Origin of the sequence: Salegentibacter sp. Hel_I_6 (assembly GCF_000745315.1) — a bacterium.
Lineage (GTDB): Bacteria > Bacteroidota > Bacteroidia > Flavobacteriales > Flavobacteriaceae > Salegentibacter.
Genome location: NZ_JQNQ01000001.1, coordinates 1,557,865 through 1,577,771 on the forward strand (window position 1 = coordinate 1,557,865; position 19,907 = coordinate 1,577,771).

Annotated in this window: 16 protein-coding genes, 1 tRNA gene and 1 pseudogene; 1 reads left to right on the top strand and 17 read right to left on the bottom strand. The window is 37.9% G+C overall.

Annotation, left to right across the window (positions count from 1 at the left end; genetic code table 11):
* From FG27_RS06830 to FG27_RS06900, 16 genes and pseudogenes are all read right to left on the bottom strand, one after another.
* Positions 1–432 carry an MgtC/SapB family protein gene (locus FG27_RS06830; protein WP_173362634.1) on the bottom strand — a complete coding sequence of 144 codons (432 nt, stop codon included), beginning with the start codon at positions 430–432 and terminating at the stop codon, positions 1–3.
* Between the two features lie 15 nt (positions 433–447).
* Positions 448–1,338: a bestrophin family protein gene (locus FG27_RS06835; RefSeq protein ID WP_008613747.1), complete on the bottom strand. Its 891-nt coding sequence runs from the start codon at positions 1,336–1,338 to the stop codon at positions 448–450.
* A gap of 57 nt (positions 1,339–1,395) precedes the next feature.
* Positions 1,396–1,650: a zinc ribbon domain-containing protein gene (locus tag FG27_RS06840; RefSeq protein WP_008613749.1), complete on the bottom strand. Its 255-nt coding sequence runs from the start codon at positions 1,648–1,650 to the stop codon at positions 1,396–1,398.
* A gap of 5 nt (positions 1,651–1,655) precedes the next feature.
* The gene (locus FG27_RS06845) at positions 1,656–2,417 is read right to left on the bottom strand and encodes a helix-turn-helix domain-containing protein (RefSeq protein ID WP_008613751.1); all 762 of its coding nucleotides are present in this window, start codon (positions 2,415–2,417) and stop codon (positions 1,656–1,658) included.
* A 140-nt stretch (positions 2,418–2,557) separates the two neighbouring features.
* Positions 2,558–2,917: an STAS/SEC14 domain-containing protein gene (locus tag FG27_RS06850; RefSeq protein ID WP_008613752.1), complete on the bottom strand. Its 360-nt coding sequence runs from the start codon at positions 2,915–2,917 to the stop codon at positions 2,558–2,560.
* A 26-nt stretch (positions 2,918–2,943) separates the two neighbouring features.
* Entirely contained in the window at positions 2,944–3,366 is a 423-nt protein-coding gene (locus FG27_RS06855) for a Fur family transcriptional regulator (protein ID WP_008613756.1), read from the bottom strand.
* Between the two features lie 15 nt (positions 3,367–3,381).
* A complete protein-coding gene (locus FG27_RS06860) occupies positions 3,382–3,720 on the bottom strand; it encodes a P-II family nitrogen regulator (protein WP_008613762.1) in 339 nt (112 codons plus the stop codon).
* Between the two features lie 96 nt (positions 3,721–3,816).
* The gene (locus FG27_RS06865; protein ID WP_187288243.1) at positions 3,817–5,067 is read right to left on the bottom strand and encodes an efflux RND transporter periplasmic adaptor subunit; all 1,251 of its coding nucleotides are present in this window, start codon (positions 5,065–5,067) and stop codon (positions 3,817–3,819) included.
* A gap of 22 nt (positions 5,068–5,089) precedes the next feature.
* Positions 5,090–9,523 carry a CusA/CzcA family heavy metal efflux RND transporter gene (locus tag FG27_RS06870; protein WP_037317221.1) on the bottom strand — a complete coding sequence of 1,478 codons (4,434 nt, stop codon included), beginning with the start codon at positions 9,521–9,523 and terminating at the stop codon, positions 5,090–5,092.
* Positions 9,524–9,661: 138 nt separating this feature from the next.
* Complete coding sequence (locus tag FG27_RS06875; protein ID WP_225573949.1) at positions 9,662–9,988, bottom strand: DUF6660 family protein; 327 nt, start codon at positions 9,986–9,988, stop codon at positions 9,662–9,664.
* Between the two features lie 347 nt (positions 9,989–10,335).
* A tRNA-Met gene (locus FG27_RS06880) sits at positions 10,336–10,408 on the bottom strand.
* Between the two features lie 118 nt (positions 10,409–10,526).
* Positions 10,527–10,709: a CPXCG motif-containing cysteine-rich protein gene (locus FG27_RS18960; protein WP_081912602.1), complete on the bottom strand. Its 183-nt coding sequence runs from the start codon at positions 10,707–10,709 to the stop codon at positions 10,527–10,529.
* Between the two features lie 3 nt (positions 10,710–10,712).
* A complete protein-coding gene (locus FG27_RS06885) occupies positions 10,713–12,047 on the bottom strand; it encodes a TolC family protein (RefSeq protein WP_037317227.1) in 1,335 nt (444 codons plus the stop codon).
* Positions 12,031–15,237: pseudogene (locus FG27_RS06890) on the bottom strand (efflux RND transporter permease subunit). The gene FG27_RS06885 and the pseudogene FG27_RS06890 overlap by 17 nt, the downstream one beginning before the upstream one ends.
* A complete protein-coding gene (locus FG27_RS06895) occupies positions 15,234–16,376 on the bottom strand; it encodes an efflux RND transporter periplasmic adaptor subunit (protein ID WP_037317230.1) in 1,143 nt (380 codons plus the stop codon). The pseudogene FG27_RS06890 and the gene FG27_RS06895 overlap by 4 nt, the downstream one beginning before the upstream one ends.
* 60 nt (positions 16,377–16,436) lie before the next feature.
* Positions 16,437–18,356, bottom strand: coding sequence for an ABC-F family ATP-binding cassette domain-containing protein (locus FG27_RS06900; RefSeq protein ID WP_037317233.1), 1,920 nt, complete (start codon positions 18,354–18,356; stop codon positions 16,437–16,439).
* 106 nt (positions 18,357–18,462) lie between these two features.
* Here FG27_RS06900 and FG27_RS06905 point away from each other — a divergent pair, with 106 nt between their 5' ends.
* Complete coding sequence (locus FG27_RS06905; protein ID WP_037317236.1) at positions 18,463–18,849, top strand: DUF983 domain-containing protein; 387 nt, start codon at positions 18,463–18,465, stop codon at positions 18,847–18,849.
* Here FG27_RS06905 and FG27_RS06910 read toward each other — a convergent pair.
* A complete protein-coding gene (locus FG27_RS06910) occupies positions 18,846–19,901 on the bottom strand; it encodes an FAD-binding oxidoreductase (RefSeq protein ID WP_037317239.1) in 1,056 nt (351 codons plus the stop codon). The two genes, FG27_RS06905 and FG27_RS06910, sit on opposite strands and share 4 nt — an antisense overlap.
* Positions 19,902–19,907 lie beyond the last annotated feature (6 nt).

Below are 19,907 nucleotides of genomic sequence, written 5' to 3' on the forward strand. Positions count from 1 at the left end.
TTAGGTATTGTTTGTTTTATGTTTTTTCAAAAAAGGGAAATGATGTGAAACCAATAATAGAATAAGAAAAGCGGATGTAACACTTCCAATGAGGTACATACCAAACCCAATTGATATACCAACCGCGGCAGTGGCCCAAATTGTAGCTGCGGTAGTCAAACCGGAAATTAAATTTTTCGCGCTATCCCTAAAAATAATTCCTGCACCAAGGAACCCAATACCGGAAACAATATTGGCGACAATGCGGGTTTGGTCAGTTACTTCAATATGAGTATTGATTATTGTAATTAATGCGGCCCCAAGGCAAACGGCTGCATACGTTCTAATTCCTGCCGCATTTCCGTCAATTTCCCTATCGAGTCCTATCAGGACACCTAGTAAAAGAGCGACAAATAATCTCGGTATCAGTGTTATTTCAGTTTGAAAATCCATTGTATTCATCTTGTATTATAAAATATAATAATCTGTTGGCTCTTTCTTTACAGGAACATCTGTTTCACCTATCATTTGTTTAATGTTTATTTCTATCGTTTCGGCCAAATCAGTCATGGGTGTATCCAAAGGGTCGTTTTCAAAGGGATCCTGCATGAGTATGGATGTTTTTTCAATGGCAATGAAAATGACTGGTATAATAAATGTTATAGCGATTTCAACTGCTATATTTTTATCGTCCAATCCAAAAGGCAACATTGTAGCAAAAACGTAGATGATCAAATGAATCAATAAGCTGTGTGCTTTGGGGAAGACAGTATTTTTTATACGTTCGCATTTGCCCATTGAATCACATAACCTGGCTATAGTACTGTCTATCTGTACCTGCTGAAAATCATTGACCATACCAATTTCTTTTGCCTTTAACAAAGTTTCAGAGTGTTGTGACAATAAAGCATTAGGAATATTAAATGCTTTAATCCCATAGGATTCTGAGTATACCTTAACCCGAGTGGAAAAGGGTAGTTTCCTCAACGATTCCCCTAGGGCATAGCACCAGATTACCTGACGATCGGTCATCTCTTTCACCATCTTTTGATAGCCTCCTTGATCCCTTGCAAAAAAAGACACACACTGCCTGACCAGTGTTCTGGAATCATTGACAATAGCCCCCCAAATAATACGGGCTTCCCACCACCGTTCATAGGCTTGATTGGTTCGAAAACCCAAAAGTAGAGCCACCGCAGTACCAAAAACGCCGGTTATTGCAATTGGAATAGAGATTTTTGACAAAAAACCATATTGGTCCATATAGCCAACCAGAATTGAATAACTACCGATAAATATCAGGTCAAATTTTATGGTTTTCAAGAAGTCAAAAATTGATATCCGCTTATTTAAGAGCATATTTAAAAATTATTTAAGTCCGTTCAATAAGTTGTTTGCTTATTCTCATAATGTAAACTATACTTCATTGCCACATTTAGAACAAAATTTTGCATCCATAGGTATTGGTTCTTGACAACTTATGCATTTTACTTTACCTAAAGGCTCGCCATAATGTTGACAAAAAGAAGCATTTTCAGGATTGTCTTTGCCGCATTTTGTACATCTCACAACAACCTTGGGTTCATTAAATCTTGGGTCATTATTTTTACGTTGATGCTTGTTGGAATGATGACCATAATTTCCTCTTAATAAATGTTTTAAAAATCCCATATTGTTTAGTTTAAGTATGTTTCCATATATTCCAACGCCTCGGGCATATCCAACTCGCGGGTTCCGTTCCCTGTTCTGATAAAGAAATGCGAACGATCGCCCAAATTCAAATACACAGGTTTTTGTGATTTGTGAACCCTTACATAACAGATATCCTTTTCTTCAAATTGGTGAAAAGACACTTTAACCAAAGTGCAAAAATGGGTACCCAACTTGAGGGACACCAATTGCATTATATATTGCTCAAACCCGTCCTTGCCAGGTTTTTTTAAAGTACCATAATCCTGTTCCAGCCCCAGAATACTACCTTCATCATCAATTCCGATAATTAAATGCCCTCCTTGGGTGTTCATAAACCCGGCAATTGTTTTTGCTATTACGTCTTCCAAAGCCTTATTCGGTTTAAACTGCCTCAAATCCCATCTCAAGGTAGATTTAAATTCTACTTGCTGGTTTTCTCCTGCCGCAATCAGCTCTCTGATCTCCTCCAGCTTATCTTTTCTTCCGGTCAATTGAAATATTCTTTGCCTGACCATAAACATAAGCGACAAGGCAATGCCCAGCAGTCCAAATAGCAATTTGATTATGGCTTGATCCAAATCCCATGAACTAAATTCCTGCTGATATGAAGCAAGCAGAGATTTCCACCATTCGCCATTACCTCCCTGCATGTCATACATGTGGAGTGAAATAACCAGGGGCTGTATTATAAATAAGCCAAGGGCTAATCCAATGAATATAAAAACAAATACTTTGCGTTTTTTCATTTTTACCTTCTTTTATAAGCCATAGGTGCCATCGCTTTCGATGCCTGTGCCTTATAACTACTTCTTCTTATCCTGAAGGACTTTCTTCTTTTGTTCAAATTCCTCATCGCTTATCTTCTGTTTAAATTTATTTAACTTTTTTAATGATTTTCTTTCTCCATCCATTCCTTGGCCAAATCTTTTTCTTCAGGGCTAAAGAATTTAATATGTGTCCTTGTAAAGGGAATCAAAACTTCCGTAAACTGTTCCTTCCATTTTGTATTTCCCACCAATGCAACCTTTTTAACGCGTTCTTCATTCGGAAGTTTCAGTTCAATGCCCTTCCAATACGCACTTGCGGTCCACCCCTCAAAATTTTCCATTTCAATATACCAGTACACTTTATGGTTTGCCTGTATATGGTTTTTTAATTGAGATATCAAATTGTCATAATCGGTAGCATCCAATCTATTTTGAGCTACCATATATACCTTGCTTTCTTTCTTATAAATTTTCATCATTGTTCCAATTTTTTAAATCAAAAAACTTAATCCAAGTCATTGCTACATTTCTCACAGACTCCCTTGGCCACCAGATTGATATCCTCTGCCACATAGCCTTCGGGCAGGTTTATCTGAGGGATTTTGTGCTCTGTAAGGCACACGGTTTCCCCGCAACTATTGCAATGAAAATGTAAGTGAAGGTCGTTGCCAACCTCGCATTCACAATTGTCTTCGCACAGGGCATATTTAATGATGCCGGTGCCATCCTCAATTTGATGCACGATTCCTTTTTCTTCAAATGTCTTCATAGTACGGAAAAGCGTACTCCTTTCCGAGCTTTCGAAATCCTTTCCAAGGTCGCCTAAGCTAACGGCCACATTCAGTTGTGCCAGCCGTCTATAGGTCATCAGGCGCATTGCCGTAGGGCGGATGCCTTTGCTTTCCAACTTTTTTACTATTTTTTCCATTTGCTATAAAAGTATTTAGGGATCGTAACGCTTTATGGATTCCCCGGTTTTTATCTGGAAGGCATCTTCAATATCGGAAAGATAAATTATTCCGTCACCGGGTTCAGTTGTTTTTGCATTCTCAAGGATAATATCTATTGCTGATTGTGCTTCTTCGTTTTGACATACCAGTTCTAACTTTACAACCGGACTGTCTGTTACACGGAAATCTAAAGAAGGTGATGCGCCTTTTGCTTTAAAAGCCCCGGTACCTTCCCCCTGGGAAAGCGTCATACTTTTGAATCCACTTTCACTAAGGGATTCTATCACTTTTTGAACTCGTTTCGGTTTTATAAATGCTTTTATTTCTTTCATTGCTGTAATATTAATTTTAGTATTAAGGATGAACCCTCTGGAATTTTAATTAAGACAAACATTTAACAGAGAGTCCATCCATCTAATTTTTTTAATTTAATGACCATGGGAAGTCTGGCTTTTCTGCATTTCAGAAACCAGATAATAGGCATTATTATAGGCAACCAACGTACCTTCAGGCAGAGGCTCCAGCAGTTTAATTTCAACCCAACCATCTTCATTTATTCCCGTTCTAACCTGCACTGGTTTTAATTCCCATTCGGTTTCACCATCTTCCTGGTGTTTTTGGGCCGTAAAGATGTAGGGATTTCCTTCTTCTTCAATTATTGCTTCTTCCGGTAAGGCAGGAACAGCTTCTTCACCGGTCCTGATTTTTCCGTTTATATACATCCCCGGAATTAGAAAATCTTCTTTATTATCGATTTCTGCATGCACATGTACCGCTTTGGGGTTTTGTTCAAATTGTTTCCCCACTGAATAAATTTCCCCGGTTAAATTACTGCCTGGAACCGATTCCAGTGTAAACGCAATCTTTTGGCCTTCTTTCACCTTATAAATATCTTTTTCAAAAACCATTAGATCGGCATGCACATATTCATTATCAACTACCATAAACATACTGGTCTGAGGGTCTACATATTGTCCTACCTGTACCAGTACTTTTTCAATATAACCTCCAATTGGGCTTACTACCGGAATATATTCATATAATTCACCGTCTCTAACCTGGGAAGCATTTAGGTTTAACTGCCGTAACTGTGATTCATACCCCCGCACTTCACCTTGTACAGACTGGTAATCTGATTGGGTTTGTTGAAAAGATTTTCCAGATCCTACCTCTGCTTCATATAAACGTTTCTGTCTTTCAAATTCCTTTTCCAAAAATTGCATCCTACTATATGCATTAATATAATCAGACTGCATTCTGGTTAAATTTGGGTGAGAAAGATAAGCCAACACCTGACCTTTATTTACCTTATCCCCCTCAATAACCTTTATAGAAGTTATATTACCGCCTAAAATTGCCGTAACGGTAGCTTCATATTGTGGCGGCACTTCTAACTGGCCATTGGCTTCCACAATACCCGACAAAGCTTTTTTAGGCAAGGTATCTACTTTAATCCCCAGACTATTGAATTTCATTTCTGAAAGATGTACCGAACGCATCCCACCTTCTTCTTCACCGTGTTCTTCATCTCCTTCCTCACCGTGATTTTCACCTTCTTCGGTATTAGTAGTTGCAGTTTCACTGGAAGCATCTTCCCCTGCCGCAGGATTTTCTTTACATCCAAAGAATATGCTGAGCGTTAAGGCAAGCATTAGAATATTTATTGATCTTGTATTCATATCGATTTTCTTATTTTAATTTTTAATTTGAATTCTTAAGGTAATATTCCAGTTGGTAGCGGCTGTCGAGATAATCGTTAAAAGCACTCCAGGCATTTACCTCGATTCTAATGGCATCTCTTATATTTTGGAGAAATGTCACATAATCGATAGCGCCTTCCTTAAAGGCCAGCACTGATCCACCTTGTTGCTCTTTGGCCAGCGGAAGTGCTTCATCCCTATAATAATTCCATGAGTTTCTCCATTTGATGTAGTCTTCACGCATATTTTTATAGGCGGTTTCCAGTTCGATTTTATCCTGATAAAAGTTTTGCTCTGCAATCTGTCTATTTACTTGTGCTTCCTGTGTACGGCCTAATTCCGGCCCAAAAAACAGCGGAATTTGAATTCCTATTTGATATTGGAAGAAACCCGATTGCCCGGCTATTTCCTGCCTACCGTACTGACCCTGAAATTTGGGCAAAAATTCAGATTTTCGTTCTCTGGTAACCGCTTTGGCAACATCTATCCTTTGTTCCGAAACCTGCAGCAACGGATGATTTTCAAGCGACTCTACCAGAAAGTTTAAAGGTTCGTCTAAAGTTTCAACAGGCAAATCTGGTACATCATAGATTGTGTCACTAACGAACCATAGGTTTAAACGCTGTATTGATTTCAGGTAATCTCGGTACGATTGTTCCAGCTGTATTTTAACCTCATTCCCCTGATTTGAAGTAGCAAGATACTCCAGTTTAGAGGTAGCTTCTGTTTCATACCTGATTCGTGCTGCTCTTTCAATGTCTTCAAAAATTGAATCCATTTTCTTATATACCCGATACCTCTTTTTACTTGTATAAACTGAAGCCCAGGCCCTGCTTACTTCACGTTCCACTTCTAAGGTATTTAGTTCTAAAGCATTTTCAGCAAGGGCCACCCTTTCTTTCTGTAATTTCAAACGGGGAGCTATTCCAAAAACATCTATGCCTTGTTGTTGAACACCAATTTGGGTATAGATCCCATCAGAGCCATTTCCTACCTCTTCTTTTCCTGTAAAGATTTGGGTATTCCCAAAATCATAGGCGGTTTTACGCAATACTTCCTCACTTTCAATTTCAAGTTGGGCAGCTTTTAATTGTGGAAAGTTTTGGATTGCCATTTCTTTAGCCTCTTCCAAACTAATAGTTTGTAAAGAATCCTGTATTGGATTTTCCGATGACATTTCATCAGATTGTGCATTTACGGAAAAGGTTCCGCCTAACATCAAGCCAATTATCAAAATTGTGGCTAAAGATCGTGAATTGGAAGAACCAAGCTTGTTCTGTTCCTTTTTCTCTCGTCTCTTCTCTACAAATGTATAAAGGACAGGAAGAACAACCAGCGTAAGTAAGGTAGCTGTAAGCATGCCACCAATAACAACCGTAGCAAGGGGTCGTTGTACTTCAGCTCCTGCTGACGATGAAAAAGCCATCGGCAGAAATCCAAAAATATCTGTTGTTGCTGTTAACATAATGGGACGTATTCGTTCTTTGGTTCCTGTAAAAATTCTATCTTTTATACTGGTTACCCCTTCTTCTTTTAAGGAATTAAACCTGTTAATAAGCACCAGCCCGTTTAAAACGGCAACCCCAAACAATACAATGAAGCCTACACCAGCTGAAATACTAAACGGCATATCTCTTAACCAAAGAGCAAATATTCCTCCAATAGCCGCCAGTGGAATGGCTATATAGATCATAATTGATTGGGAAAAAGATTGGAGTGCAAAGTACAGAAGCACGAATATCAGAAATAGAGCGATGGGCACTACTATTTGTAAACGCCCTTTTGCTCTTTGAAGGTTTTCAAACTCCCCACCATAAGTAATGTAATATCCTGGAGGTAAATCTAACTCTTCATCCAATTTTTGCTGGATGTCATTTACCACAGATTCCACATCCCTCCCGCGGGCATTAACTCCCACATAGGTTCTTCTAAAGGTGTTATCCCTGGAAATTTGCATAGGACCCGGTACATAACTAATATCAGCTACTTCCTTAATCGGAACCTGGGTTCCATCCGGCAGATCTATATAGAGGGTACGTAAATCATCAATGCTTTGGCGGTGCGCCTCATCAAAACGTATTACCATATCAAACCGCTTTTCCCCTTCAAAGATCACTCCGGCCGTTCCTCCGGCAAAAGCTGCACTTATATAATCGTTAATCTTTTCAATGTCCAATCCATATTGCGCAATTTTTTTACGATTAAACCGCACCGTCATTTGTGGAAGACCAGATGTTCGTTCAGGGTTCACATCTCCTACGCCCGGTATAGTCTGTATTATTTCAGCCATTTTATCAGCTTTTTCAGCAAGAAGGTCTAAATCTTCACCATATAATTTTACCGCAACATCTTCCCTGACCCCGGTAAGCAGTTCATTAAAACGAAGCTCTACAGGCTGGCTAAAAACCAGGTTGACTCCCGTAAGTTCTTCATTAAGTTTCTCTTTGATCTTTTCTATCAATTCCTCTTTAGAACTTGCCGAAGTCCAATTATCCATATCCTTCTCTAATACAATAAACATATCGGCAATATCCATAGGCATTGGATCAGTAGGGATATCGGCAACCCCAATCCTCGCTACGGCGGTTTCTACTTCCGGGAAATTCTCAAGAAGGATATCTTCTATTTTTGTGGAAACATCAATTGCTTCACTCAAACCACTTCCAGGTCTTATTAAAGCCTGCATGGCGATATCCCCTTCATCAAGTTGAGGGACAAATTCCCCTCCCATTCTGGAAAAGATAAAACCGGCTACTATAAGTAAGACAACCGCAGACCCCAATACTATGAACTTCAATCTTAAAGCTCCTTTTAATAAAGGCATGTATCCTTTTTGAATCCCTCCAATAATTTTATCACTAACTTTTTCCAGCCAGCGTTCAAACTTTCCAAACCAGTTCTTTTTATTCTGAATTGGTTTCATAAATAAAGCAGACATCATAGGGACATAGGTAAGGCATAAGAAAATAGCACCTATCATGGCAAAACCAAAAGTAAATGCCATTGGCCGAAACATTTTCCCTTCTACCCCCGTTAGAAAAAGAATGGGCGCAAATACGATAAGAATGATAATTTGTCCAAAAAAGGCGGAACCCATCATCGTACTTCCGGCATCATAGGCTACTTCATCCATTTTAGCCTTATTAAATTTTATTTTGCCGGAACGCATCCGTTTTTGTATTTCATATACCGTACCCTCAATGATGATCACAGCACCGTCTATAATAATTCCAAAGTCAATAGCTCCCAAACTCATTAGATTGGCCCAGACATTGAATTGCTTCATCAATATAAAAGCAAAAAGAAGTGATAATGGAATGGTAGTAGCAGTTATAAGACCGCCTCTCAGACTACCTAATAATATTACTAAGGCAAAAATCACGATTAAAGCACCTTCCAGAAGATTCTGGGTCACGGTACTCGTAGTTCTTTCAATTAAAACACTTCTGTCAAGGAAGGGTTCTATTGATAAACCTTCAGGCAAAGATTGTTCTACCGTCTCCATACGATCCTGAACATTTGCAATTACTTTATTAGGATTTGCACCTTTCAACATGAGCACCATACCGCCAACAGCTTCACGGCCATCCTGGGTAAAAGCACCATAGCGTACCTGGCTACCAAACTGGACCTCTTCAGCTGCATCTCCAATTGTTACAGGCACTCCATTTTCATTCTTGATAACAATAGATTTTATATCATCTAGTGACCTGATTAAACCCTCACCACGGATAAAATTGGCCATATTATTTTTTTCTATATATGCACCGCCTGTATTAACATTATTTTTTTGCAGGGCATCGAAGACTTGGGAAATAGAAACGTTTAACGCATTCAGTTTTTCGGGATTAATGGCAATTTCATATTGTTTTATAGAGCCCCCAAATGAATTTACCTCTACTACACCTTCGACGAGGGTCATTTGACGCTTTACGATCCAATCCTGGATGGTACGCAATTCCGTAGGGGAATAAACGGTGTCATACTCTTTTTGGGGCTTTATCGTATATTGATAAATCTCACCCAAACCTGTAGTAATGGGTCCCATAGCGGGACTTCCAAATTTTTCAGGTATTTGGTCCCTGACTTCGTTTAGTTTTTCCTGAACCAGTTGACGGGGTTTGTAAATGCCCATATCGTCCTCAAAAACAATTGTAACCACGGAAAGGCCAAATCGGGAAACAGATCGTATTTCCGTAACCCCGGGCAGGTTCCCCATTGAGAGTTCTACAGGATAGGTTACAAATTGTTCAATATCTTCTGTTGCAAGATTAGGTGATTGGGTGATCACCTGAACCTGGTTGTTAGTAATATCTGGCACCGATCCCAGGTTGACGGTCATCATGGACCAAATACCCGTCCCTATCAGCGCTAAGGTAAGTAGTCCAATAATAAATTTATTATTAATGGAAAATGCGATTATCTTATTAATCATATAAATAAAAATTTAATTCAGTTAAAATTCTTGATAATAATTTTGTGCCTAACAAAATCTATCAATAGGACCAAGGATCTAGTATGAGAACCAGGATTTGGTCAAAAAAGGATATAATTATCCTTTAAAAAAACTGAATTAAACTTTTGGAGGATCTAAAAAGGAAAGAATAGGTTCTTCCACTGAGCTGTCAAAATGGACAAAGGCTTTTGATGGAATTTCAATAATCAAAGCCTTGAAATTTGAAGAACCGAAATCTACTGTATGCACATGGCAGCAATGGCAACTACAAAAAGGAGGGCATAAATCTGCTACTTTATCATGTGAATAGTCGATATCTAAATTCTGCGTAGCAACCACTGTTACTTCTGAATCAGAAATCACTTGTGAAGTGTCACTATCATTACAGGCTAATAAGTTAAGCCCGAATATATATAGAGATAATATGACAGCGATAATTTTCACACTACAAAGATAAAAAAAAATCAATGCACAGATTGTGCAAAAAGAATAGGAACAGATTTCAAAAGGTTTATCACATAATTTGATAATAATTTCAATTAAAAAATTACCAAGATCTTATACTGAAGAATTAGAACATTGTTTTTTAATAAGCTATTTAATGAAATAGAGAATTATACAAATCCTTCAAATTACTAAGTTACACTTCGAATGAGATAGGAAATATCCCCAAATAATGTTAATTAACATTATTTTCTATTCAAATTTGGCTTTCCAAAAATGTTGTACCTATGTTGTACCCAGTCCATAAAAAAAGGCCTTACATTTCTGTAAAGCCTTGTCATTGCTAGTAGCGGGAACTGGACTCGAACCAGTGACCTTCGGGTTATGAGCCCGACGAGCTACCTACTGCTCTATCCCGCGATATCGACTGCAAATATAAGACAGTTTTTAAGTTCCTACAAAGCTTTTTCAATAAAAATTTAAAGAAAAAAATATAAGAATATTGCAAAGCTGGATATCAGCAAATTAAGCCTAAGAATTACTGTTCAATACTATTCGCCTCGAAAGATTGAAGCTCATTCTCACTAAAAGAAACTGTAAATTCAATAGGATTACAGCAATTTTCGCAATCTTCAATATAAGTTTGCCGACTTACCGATGGATCTAGTAAAATCGAAATCTCTTCCCAACAATATGGGCATTGAAAAAAATGCTCAAACATAATTTATAATTCAATATTCAATAATTGCCCTGTGAGTTGTAGCAATTCTAACTCTGCAATCTTGGCATCGTATTTTGCAAGATTTAGACTGGTTTTTGCATCTAGCAAATTAACCTGTGCCTGCCTGAATTCAATAGAAGTAATTCTGCCAAGATTAAATTGTTCTTCTGAACGTTCAAAATTATCACGGTTGGTGTCTACATTTTCTTCCTGAACCCTATATACATACAACCTGTTTTCATAATTTCCCAAGGCATTGGCGATATCCCTTCTAATTCCTAATTCCACCTGTTTCTTTTGCAATTCTTGATTCTCATGGGTTATTTTAGCATTTTGAATCTGTACAATGGTATTCCCGCCATCAAAAAGATTCCAGGTTAAGCTTACTCCACCAGAGATCCCATCTGTAGTTTGTCTACTACCCGGAAAGAAGGCCGTAGCTGCACTTCTGTTAAAATTCCAACCATAGGATCCCGTAAGATCTACAGCAGGTAAATAACCAGATTTGCTAATTTTTATATCATAATCTGTTATAGCCAGGTTTCTATCGAGTTGTAATAAGGATACATTATTAGCTTCTGCCTCATCTATAAAGGCTTCCAATTGTAATTTCTGGATGAAATTAACCGTGGTATCTACCTCAAAATCCTTATCGGTAACCTGCCTATTTAATAAAACATTTAAATCCCGTTTGGTATTATTAAGTTGTTGCCTGGTTTGAAGTAAAGTAACACTATCGTTATTCACATCTACCCTGGCATTAAGCACCACAAGATTATTGCTTTGTCCATAATCAAACTGATATTCCGCCCGTGTAACCCGATCTTTTGAAGTTTGTAAAACATCTTTCAAAACTTCAACATTTTCAGTAAGCCTGGCAATTTCGTAATAAACACTTAATAGCTGAAGCATCGTGTTCTCAATAGTTTCCCGTGCCTGAAGTTTAGAAAGATCGTATTGCTCTTTTAAACTTTTATAGTTGTAATATCTACCTAAACCATCAAATAGAGTATAACCTACATTAATAGAAGCATTGTAAGAATTACTTTCTATCCCACGCTGGTCTAAAGGATCTCCTTCTTCGGGTTCTGTGAATCTATCATTTAAATCGTAACCGGCACCGGCACGACCTGTTAAAGTTGGTAAATAACCCGAATTAAAAATCCCCTGGTTATTTTCTGCAATTTCTACTTCATTTTTAGCTATTTCAATACCGTAATTACGCTCTAATGCGAGTGCTATGGCTTCTTCTTTGGTTATAACTTCATTTTCCTGAGCTGTGACAGCGCCCATAAAAAATAAAGCGATCAAAAGGATTAAATTACCCGATCTCTCCATGCGCTTTTTCTTCTTTTTGTTCTTTAATAGCTCGTTCAACCTCTTCATTAGTCACTCTATTCCCCGTAGCAAGCCATTTACTGCCTACTTTAATATTATTACTTATCGATAACAGCAATGGTAGCAAAAGTAATGTGAGGATTGTAGCAATAGCGATTCCGTAAGATATAGAAATTGCCATTGGTTTTAAAAACTGTGCCTGCCTGCTTTTTTCTAAAAGCAATGGCGCCATACCGGCAATAGTAGTTAATGATGTTAGAAAAATAGCCCTAAATCTTGATCTTCCAGCTTCATAAAGGGCATCTTCAAACTTGGCTCCATCACGCAAATTTCCGTTGAATTTACTAATGAGTACGAGCCCATCATTCACCATAATTCCCACCAGAGCAATAATACCCAATGCTGAAAGTACATTTACAGGAAAATCGTGAATCCAGTGTCCCCAGGCTACTCCAATAATACTGAAAGGAATCATTATCATTAATAATAAAGGCTGGCTGTAACTTCTAAAAGTAAATGCGATTACTGCATATATTAGAAACAATATCACCGGTAAAACTCCCTCAGCTGAACTGGTTAATTTATTAGCTTCCCTGTTTTGCCCTTCATATGAAACTGAAAGGCTTGGATATTTTGAAAGTAATTCAGGCATTACATCGCTTCTAATATCTGCCAGAATATCGGTAGAACTTCCATTAGGATCTTCCATATCTGCACTTACTCTAATTTCACGCAAACCATCTAAATGACTAATAGATTCGGTACCGCGAACAATTTCGTAATTTGCAATTTCGTCAAACGGAACCCGATCTCCACCCGGGGTGGTAAGGCGCATATCATCTAAATCATTAATCGATGAACGGTTTTTTAGATCGTAGCGCACCCATACCCTAATTTCGTCCTGGCCCCGCTGAAAACGTTGTACGGGGGTTCCAAAAAATCCATTTCTAACCTGCCGCATTACTTCACTAAGATCAAGACCAAGCGCATAAGCGTTTTCCTTCAGCTTAATATTGATCTCTTTTATTCCCTGCGGATCGTTATCTTTTACATCTTTTAAAAGCGGACTATTTTCAAAATTTTCTTTTAATTCTTCTTTGGCAGCCTCTAATTCCTGCAGGTTATTGCCTAATAGTGAAACCGAAACAGGATCTCCACCAAAATTACCTCCAGATCCAAAAGTAAGATTCTCTACCCCGAAAACAGGGCCAACTTCATCCCGAATTGCATTGGTGATCTCTGGCGATCCAAAATCCCTTTCTTCCCCGGGTAGTAAATTTACCTGTAATGAGGCTTTATTGTTTCCGGGTCCAACTCGTTTAATGGTATTTTCAACCACCTGTTTACCCCCACTCTGCCTTTTAGAAAAATCTTCGTTAACGCGCCAGGCCGCCTCTTCAACCATAGAAATAATAGAATCGGTTCGCTCTGGGTTTACTCCTTCAGCCATTAACAAATCTATACTCACACGATCACTGGCAATACTGGGAAATAAAGTTACCCTAATCCAATTCCCACCAATAGCTCCAATGGTTAGAATCAAAACAGCCACAAGAATTCCTAAAGCAAGCATTTGCTGTCTAAGTACAAATTTGAGCACAGGACTGTAAAGCTTATCTCTTAAATAATTCATTCCGCGGTCTCCCATTCGGTTTACTACTCGCATTTTAACGAACAGCTTTGCCAAACCTTTTTTCTTTTTATCTTCTTCAGGATCTCTAGCCTGTAAAGCCTTGGAATGTGCAATATGCGCCGGTAAAATTATGAGTGCTTCCACCAGGGAAACTCCCAGGGTAAGAATGACGACAGTGGAAACTTCTCCAAAGAACTCTCCAATCCTACTATCCAGAAACAGAAATGTAGAAAATGCTAAAACCGTAGTTAAAATTGCTGAAATAATTGGCGGAATCACTTCCATAGTACCATCTAAAGCAGCCTGAACAGGAGTTTTCCCCATCTCATAATGCTGATAGATATTTTCGCCAATTACAATCCCATCATCAACCAGGATTCCAATTACAATGATCATCCCGAATAAGGAAAGCACATTTATGGTAACCCCGAATTGACCTGCAAACATAAACATTCCCAAAAAGGCCACCGGGAGTCCAAAAGCAACCCAAAATGCCAATCTGGTATTTAGAAAAATAGAAAGGAATAATAGTACGAGAAATATACCCATCGCACCATTCTCAAGAAGTAATTGCGTTCGTTGACCTAACGTTATAGAAGAATCTGAAACTACATCTAATCGAATATTACTACTTTTCGAGTTATAATCTTTGATATAGGCTTTTACCGTTTTTGCAGCCGATAAAAGATCTTCATTATTGGTATTGCTTATTGCTACGTTTACGGCAATATTCCCATTGAAATAAGAAGAGTTGGAAGTTTCACCAAATTGATCCCTAACTTCTGCAATATCGCTTAACCTTGTGGTTTGACCTGTAACTGTAGATCTTATTACAAGATCATTCAAAGCATCAGCGTAGTAACTTCTACTATTCGCCCTAATTAGGTAATCTTCAGCTTCTGTTTTAATAGTACCACCTGTACTAAGAATATTTGCAGCCCCAACCGTTCTGGCTACTTCTTCAAAAGTTAAGTTGTAAGCTAAAAGATCGTCCTGGCTAACCGCTATTTCAATTTCTTCCTCGGGAAACCCTGAAATCTCAATTTGCGAAATACCGTCTAGCTATCTTAGATCGTTTTCAATTTGTTCGCTAATACGCTTTAATGTCACTAATGGAACACCATCCCCGCTAATTGCAAAGCTTATAGAAGGCCTTACCCGTTCTTCTTTAGAAACCACAAGTGGTTCCATTCCGCCGGGAAAAGTAGGCACACGATCTACTGCATTCTTAACTTCAGTGAGCATCACGTCTATATCCTCATCCTGCTCAATTTCAACGGTAATTGAGCCCCCGCTTTCCCTTGCCGTAGAGGTTACCCGGTCTATTCCAACCAGCCCCTTAAGGTTATCTTCTATTTTTAGAATAATTCCCTCTTCTATCTCCTCGGGAGCCGAACCTGGATAATTTACATTGATATTGATGATACGGGATTCTTCTAAAGGAAAAAAGGAAGAATTTAAACTGAAGACCCCAACTAAACCAAAAATTAAAAAGGCAAGAATCACCACATTTACGGCGACATCGTACTTTATGAAGTAACTAATTAATTTTCTCAAAATTCCTCGGCTTTAGCGGTATCCTTCTCTTGCTGAACCTGTACTTTCATCCCGGGGTAAGCACCAGGCACAGTGGCAGAAACTAATTTTTCGCCGTCTTCAAGACCTTTAATCACCACCTTATTGGTTGAGAAATAAACAGGATTAATTTCTTCTAAAACCAGAAGGCTATCTTTCACGATATAAACTTTAGAACGATCTACAAGCAGTTCTCTTGCAATTTCTATCGCATTATCTTCGTCCCTGGCATCTAGTTGTGCTTCCAGGTACATCCCTTCCCTAACGCGGGAATCTTCAATTCTTATAAACACCTGGATTGTTTGAGAAGCCTGATCTATCCTGGCATTAATTCGGCTTACGGTACCGGTAAAGGTTTGATCACCATCAAGATTCTGAAGCGCTACATCCTCACCAATTTCTAATAAATCTGAAAACTTTTTACCTACTGCCACTTCCAGTTCGTAAACCGATGGATCTATAAATTCCCCAAGTTTTTGGCCAGGCCTTACCAAGGTACCGGGATTAACTGAAGCTTCAGTTAAGACACCATCAAACGGTGCTACGATTCTAAATTTACGAAGCCGTTCTTCCAGGTTCTTTATTTGATAATAGGCCGATTGGATTCCGCGACCAGTAATAAAATATTTTTCTTTATCTGAATCTGGCTCAGGTAATGGTTGCGTTACACTATTTACATCAAAATTATTGAGATAGTCCTGCCATTTTTGAAAGGATTCTGGATAATCCATTCTAAGGTCTGGCATAATTGAAGTGATATTATTGAATAATTCACTTTTAGAAGACCGAACACTTGCAGAATATTCGTCTGAATTAATACTTAAAAGAACCTGGCCCCTATTGTATTTCTGCCCGGGACGAAAATCTTTACTGCTGGATTGAAAAATACCTTCAACTTCAGAAAATAGCTCTAACTTTTTTAAAGCGGTAACATTTCCGTTGGCGGGTACTACAATTGGTACAGTGCGATTCTGTACAGTTTCTACAAATACATTTTTAACGGTTTTAGTATTATCGGGCACTTCCTGAACATTACTGTCAATTATTGCCTTTGCACCAAAAATAGCCAGAACTATTAGCAAAATTCCAAGAATGGAAAGTATAATTTTTCTTTTATCCATGTGAGTAGGACACCTATTTGCCCGTTTGGTTTAATTTTATTTTGAAAAAATATGAAATAACTATTCTATACTTTCCAGGCTTTCCTGAATTTCTTCCCATTCTTTCATTAGAGAATTCAATTCTTTCTTCTTTGTTTTGTATTTATCTAAATACCCAGATTTGGCAACCACTTCATCATAATTTGTAGCCAATTCCATATCACGTGTTTCCAATTCTTTTTCCAGTTTTGTAATCTTAGATTCAGTATTACTCAACCTGTTTTTTAAAGATTTGACTTTCTTTTGATCTTTATATGCTTTCTTGTTATTAGAACCAGAAGTATCTTTTTGAACTTTTGCAGCCTTTTCCTTTTTCTCAACGCTACGCATGTCTTCCAATTTACGCTGGTCTAAGAAATAGTTGATATCACCCAAATATTCTTTAATCTTACTATCCTTAAACTCATAAACCTTATTAGTAAGCCCCTGAAGGAAATCCCTATCGTGAGAAACAATAATTAGAGTTCCTTCAAACCTGTTTAAAGCCTCTTTTAAAACGTTCTTAGATTTAATATCAAGGTGATTGGTTGGCTCATCCATTATAAGCACATTGAATGGCTGTAACATAAGTTTACAAAGCGCCAGGCGGTTCCTTTCACCTCCAGAAAGCACTTTCACCTTCTTCTCAACTTCATCTCCTCTAAAGAGAAAAGAACCTAGCATATCACGAACCTTGCTTCGGTTCTTTTCGTTAGCCGCATCAATCATAATATCATGTACGGTTTTTTCACCTTCCAGGTAATCGGCTTGATTTTGAGCAAAATACCCTAGCTGAACATTATGCCCTAACTTTAAATGCCCTTCATAAGAAATTTCATCAATTATAATTTTGGCAAGTGTGGTTTTACCCTGGCCGTTTTGACCAACAAATGCAATTTTACTACCACGTTCAATTAAGAGGTCTATGCCTTTTAAAACCTGATTTTCACCATAAGCTTTAGCTATATTCTCAGCCTCTATAACTACCTTTCCGGGTTGTATAGAAAGCGGAAAACTTACGTTCATTACCGCATTGTCGTCTTCATCTACCTCTATCCGGTTTATTTTATCGAGCTTTTTGATAAGCGATTGTGCCATAGAAGCTTTTGAAGCTTTAGCACGGAACTTTTCAATAAGTTTCTCCGTAGTTTCAATCTCTTTTTGCTGATTCTTTTGTGCAGCAAGCTGTTGCTCCCTTAATTCTTCTCTTAATACCAGATATTTTGAATAAGGTTTATTGAAGTCATAAATTTGACCAAGTGAAATCTCTATCGTTCTATTAGTTACGTTATCGAGGAACATCTTATCGTGAGAAACAATTACCACGCAGCCCGAATAATTATTCAAGAAATTCTCCAGCCAGATAATACTTTCAATATCCAGGTGGTTGGTGGGCTCATCCAGCAACAGAATATCATTATTCTGAAGTAAGAGTTTTGCCAGCTCTATACGCATTCTCCATCCTCCCGAAAATGTTTCAGTAAGTTTATCAAATTGCTCCCGCTGAAAACCAAGCCCAAGTAATACCTTTTCAGTATCACCTTGATAATTATAGCCGCCTATAATTTCGTAAGTATGCGTTATCTCACTTAGATCCTGAATTAGCTGAGTGTAAGATTCACTTTCATAATCAGTTCTGGTAGCTAACTGATGGTTAATCTCCTCTAATTCCTTTTCGAGCTTTTTTATTTCAACAAAAGCCTGTTGCGCTTCTTCTAAAACACTTCGGCCCTGCTCAAAATCAATATCCTGCTTTAAAAAACCAATATTTAACTCCTTATCCCGGGCAATTTGGCCCTCATCATATTCCTGTTCTCCAGAAAGGATTTTAAGCATTGTAGATTTTCCGGCACCATTCTTTCCTATAAGTCCTACGCGATCTCCCGCGCCAAGTCTAAAGGTAATTTCTTCAAAAAGATATTCTCCGCTAAAAGAAACAGAGAGATTATGAATATTAAGCATTTGCAAATTTTATTTTTGCAAATATGCTTAAATTTACAATGTGAAAAAAATATGTTTCACATCATTATAGCCGCAATTAACTCCTATAACTTCCTGAAAACCAATTATGAAATTTTTAAAAGGAACTAAAATTTATAGTATTCTTACCGGGACCTGCCCCGTTTGCCAGGAAGAAAGTATGTATAAGGAAAATAATCCTTATCATTTAACCCGTATTTTTGATATGCACGAGCATTGTTCTCATTGCGGCACAAAATATAAAATGGAACCCTCCTTCTTTTTTGGAGCTATGTATGTAAGTTATGCAGTAGGAATTGCCTTTGCCGTTGCCGCTTTCACCATTGCCTATTTTTTTCTTGGTGGTGGTTTAATGACCTCCTTTTGGGTAATTATAGGCACGCTGGTAGTATTTATGCCGCTAATTATAAGATTATCCCGAAATATATGGATCAATTTCTTTTTAAATTACAAACCAGGCGCTGGCAAAAACTAGGAAGGAAAATGCTTTTTACTGAATCTTTGTAAATCAATTTCCTGCGGAAGCTGTATATCTTCCTCTATAAATTTTATTAATTGTACTGAAACCGTTGGGGAGATCAATACGCCCCTGCTTCCAAATCCATTGCAGCAATAGAGATTCTTATGTTCCGGATGCCTCCCAAGCATAGGCTTTCTATCTTTACTGGCCGGTCTAATACCTGCCGATTGATCTACGACCTCGAACTTGCAGGTTATAAGCTTCGCTAATTTTTTCTCCAGTTCTTCCCTGGCCGCTCTACTAGGCTGCGGATCTTTATCCTGATTATTATAAGTTGCCCCAACTTTATATAAATTATTCCCTAACGGAATAATAAAAACCGATGATTTCACAGCCGCCTCAAGCTTCAATTCTTCAGAATAGATAGTGATATATTCACCTTTGTTTCCGCGAAGCGGAAGATAATTAAAGTAAGGATTATACTGCAATCCAAAACCTTCGCAAAAAATAATCTGTTTTGCTGAAACACCCTTATAACTCACCGAATCTTCGTTTACTTTAAGGGCATTATAATCGAATCTTTCAAATTGAATTTTTTCAGTATTCTTTAGATTATCGCGATACTCCTTTATCAGCACATCGGTATCAATAACACCGGTATGAAGCACCCGTCCAAATGAGAATTCAGAAGGAATACAGGCGTTTATATCCTTAACCAGGTTTGTGTCTAAATATTTAGAAAGAAAAGGCTTGTCAGTCGCTGCAAACCAGTTATTCTGTTCTTCAGCCGAAAAGAATTTCCTGCAAATTTCTACGTGATGTAAGATTTTTGCCTGTAAAAGTGCCTCCATTTCTTTATAAAATGGAATAGCGATCTCCATTTGTTCATTGGCATTCCAGGCGAGTGTAAAACGTTTAAGAATAACAGGATTAAATAATCCGCCCGCCACAAGCGAAGATTTTTGGGAATTATCTTCAAAAACTACAAACTGCTTATTTCTTTTTTCCAGGTTTCGGCTAATTGCTATTCCACTTAACCCCAATCCAACTACGATATAATCTAACATAGCATA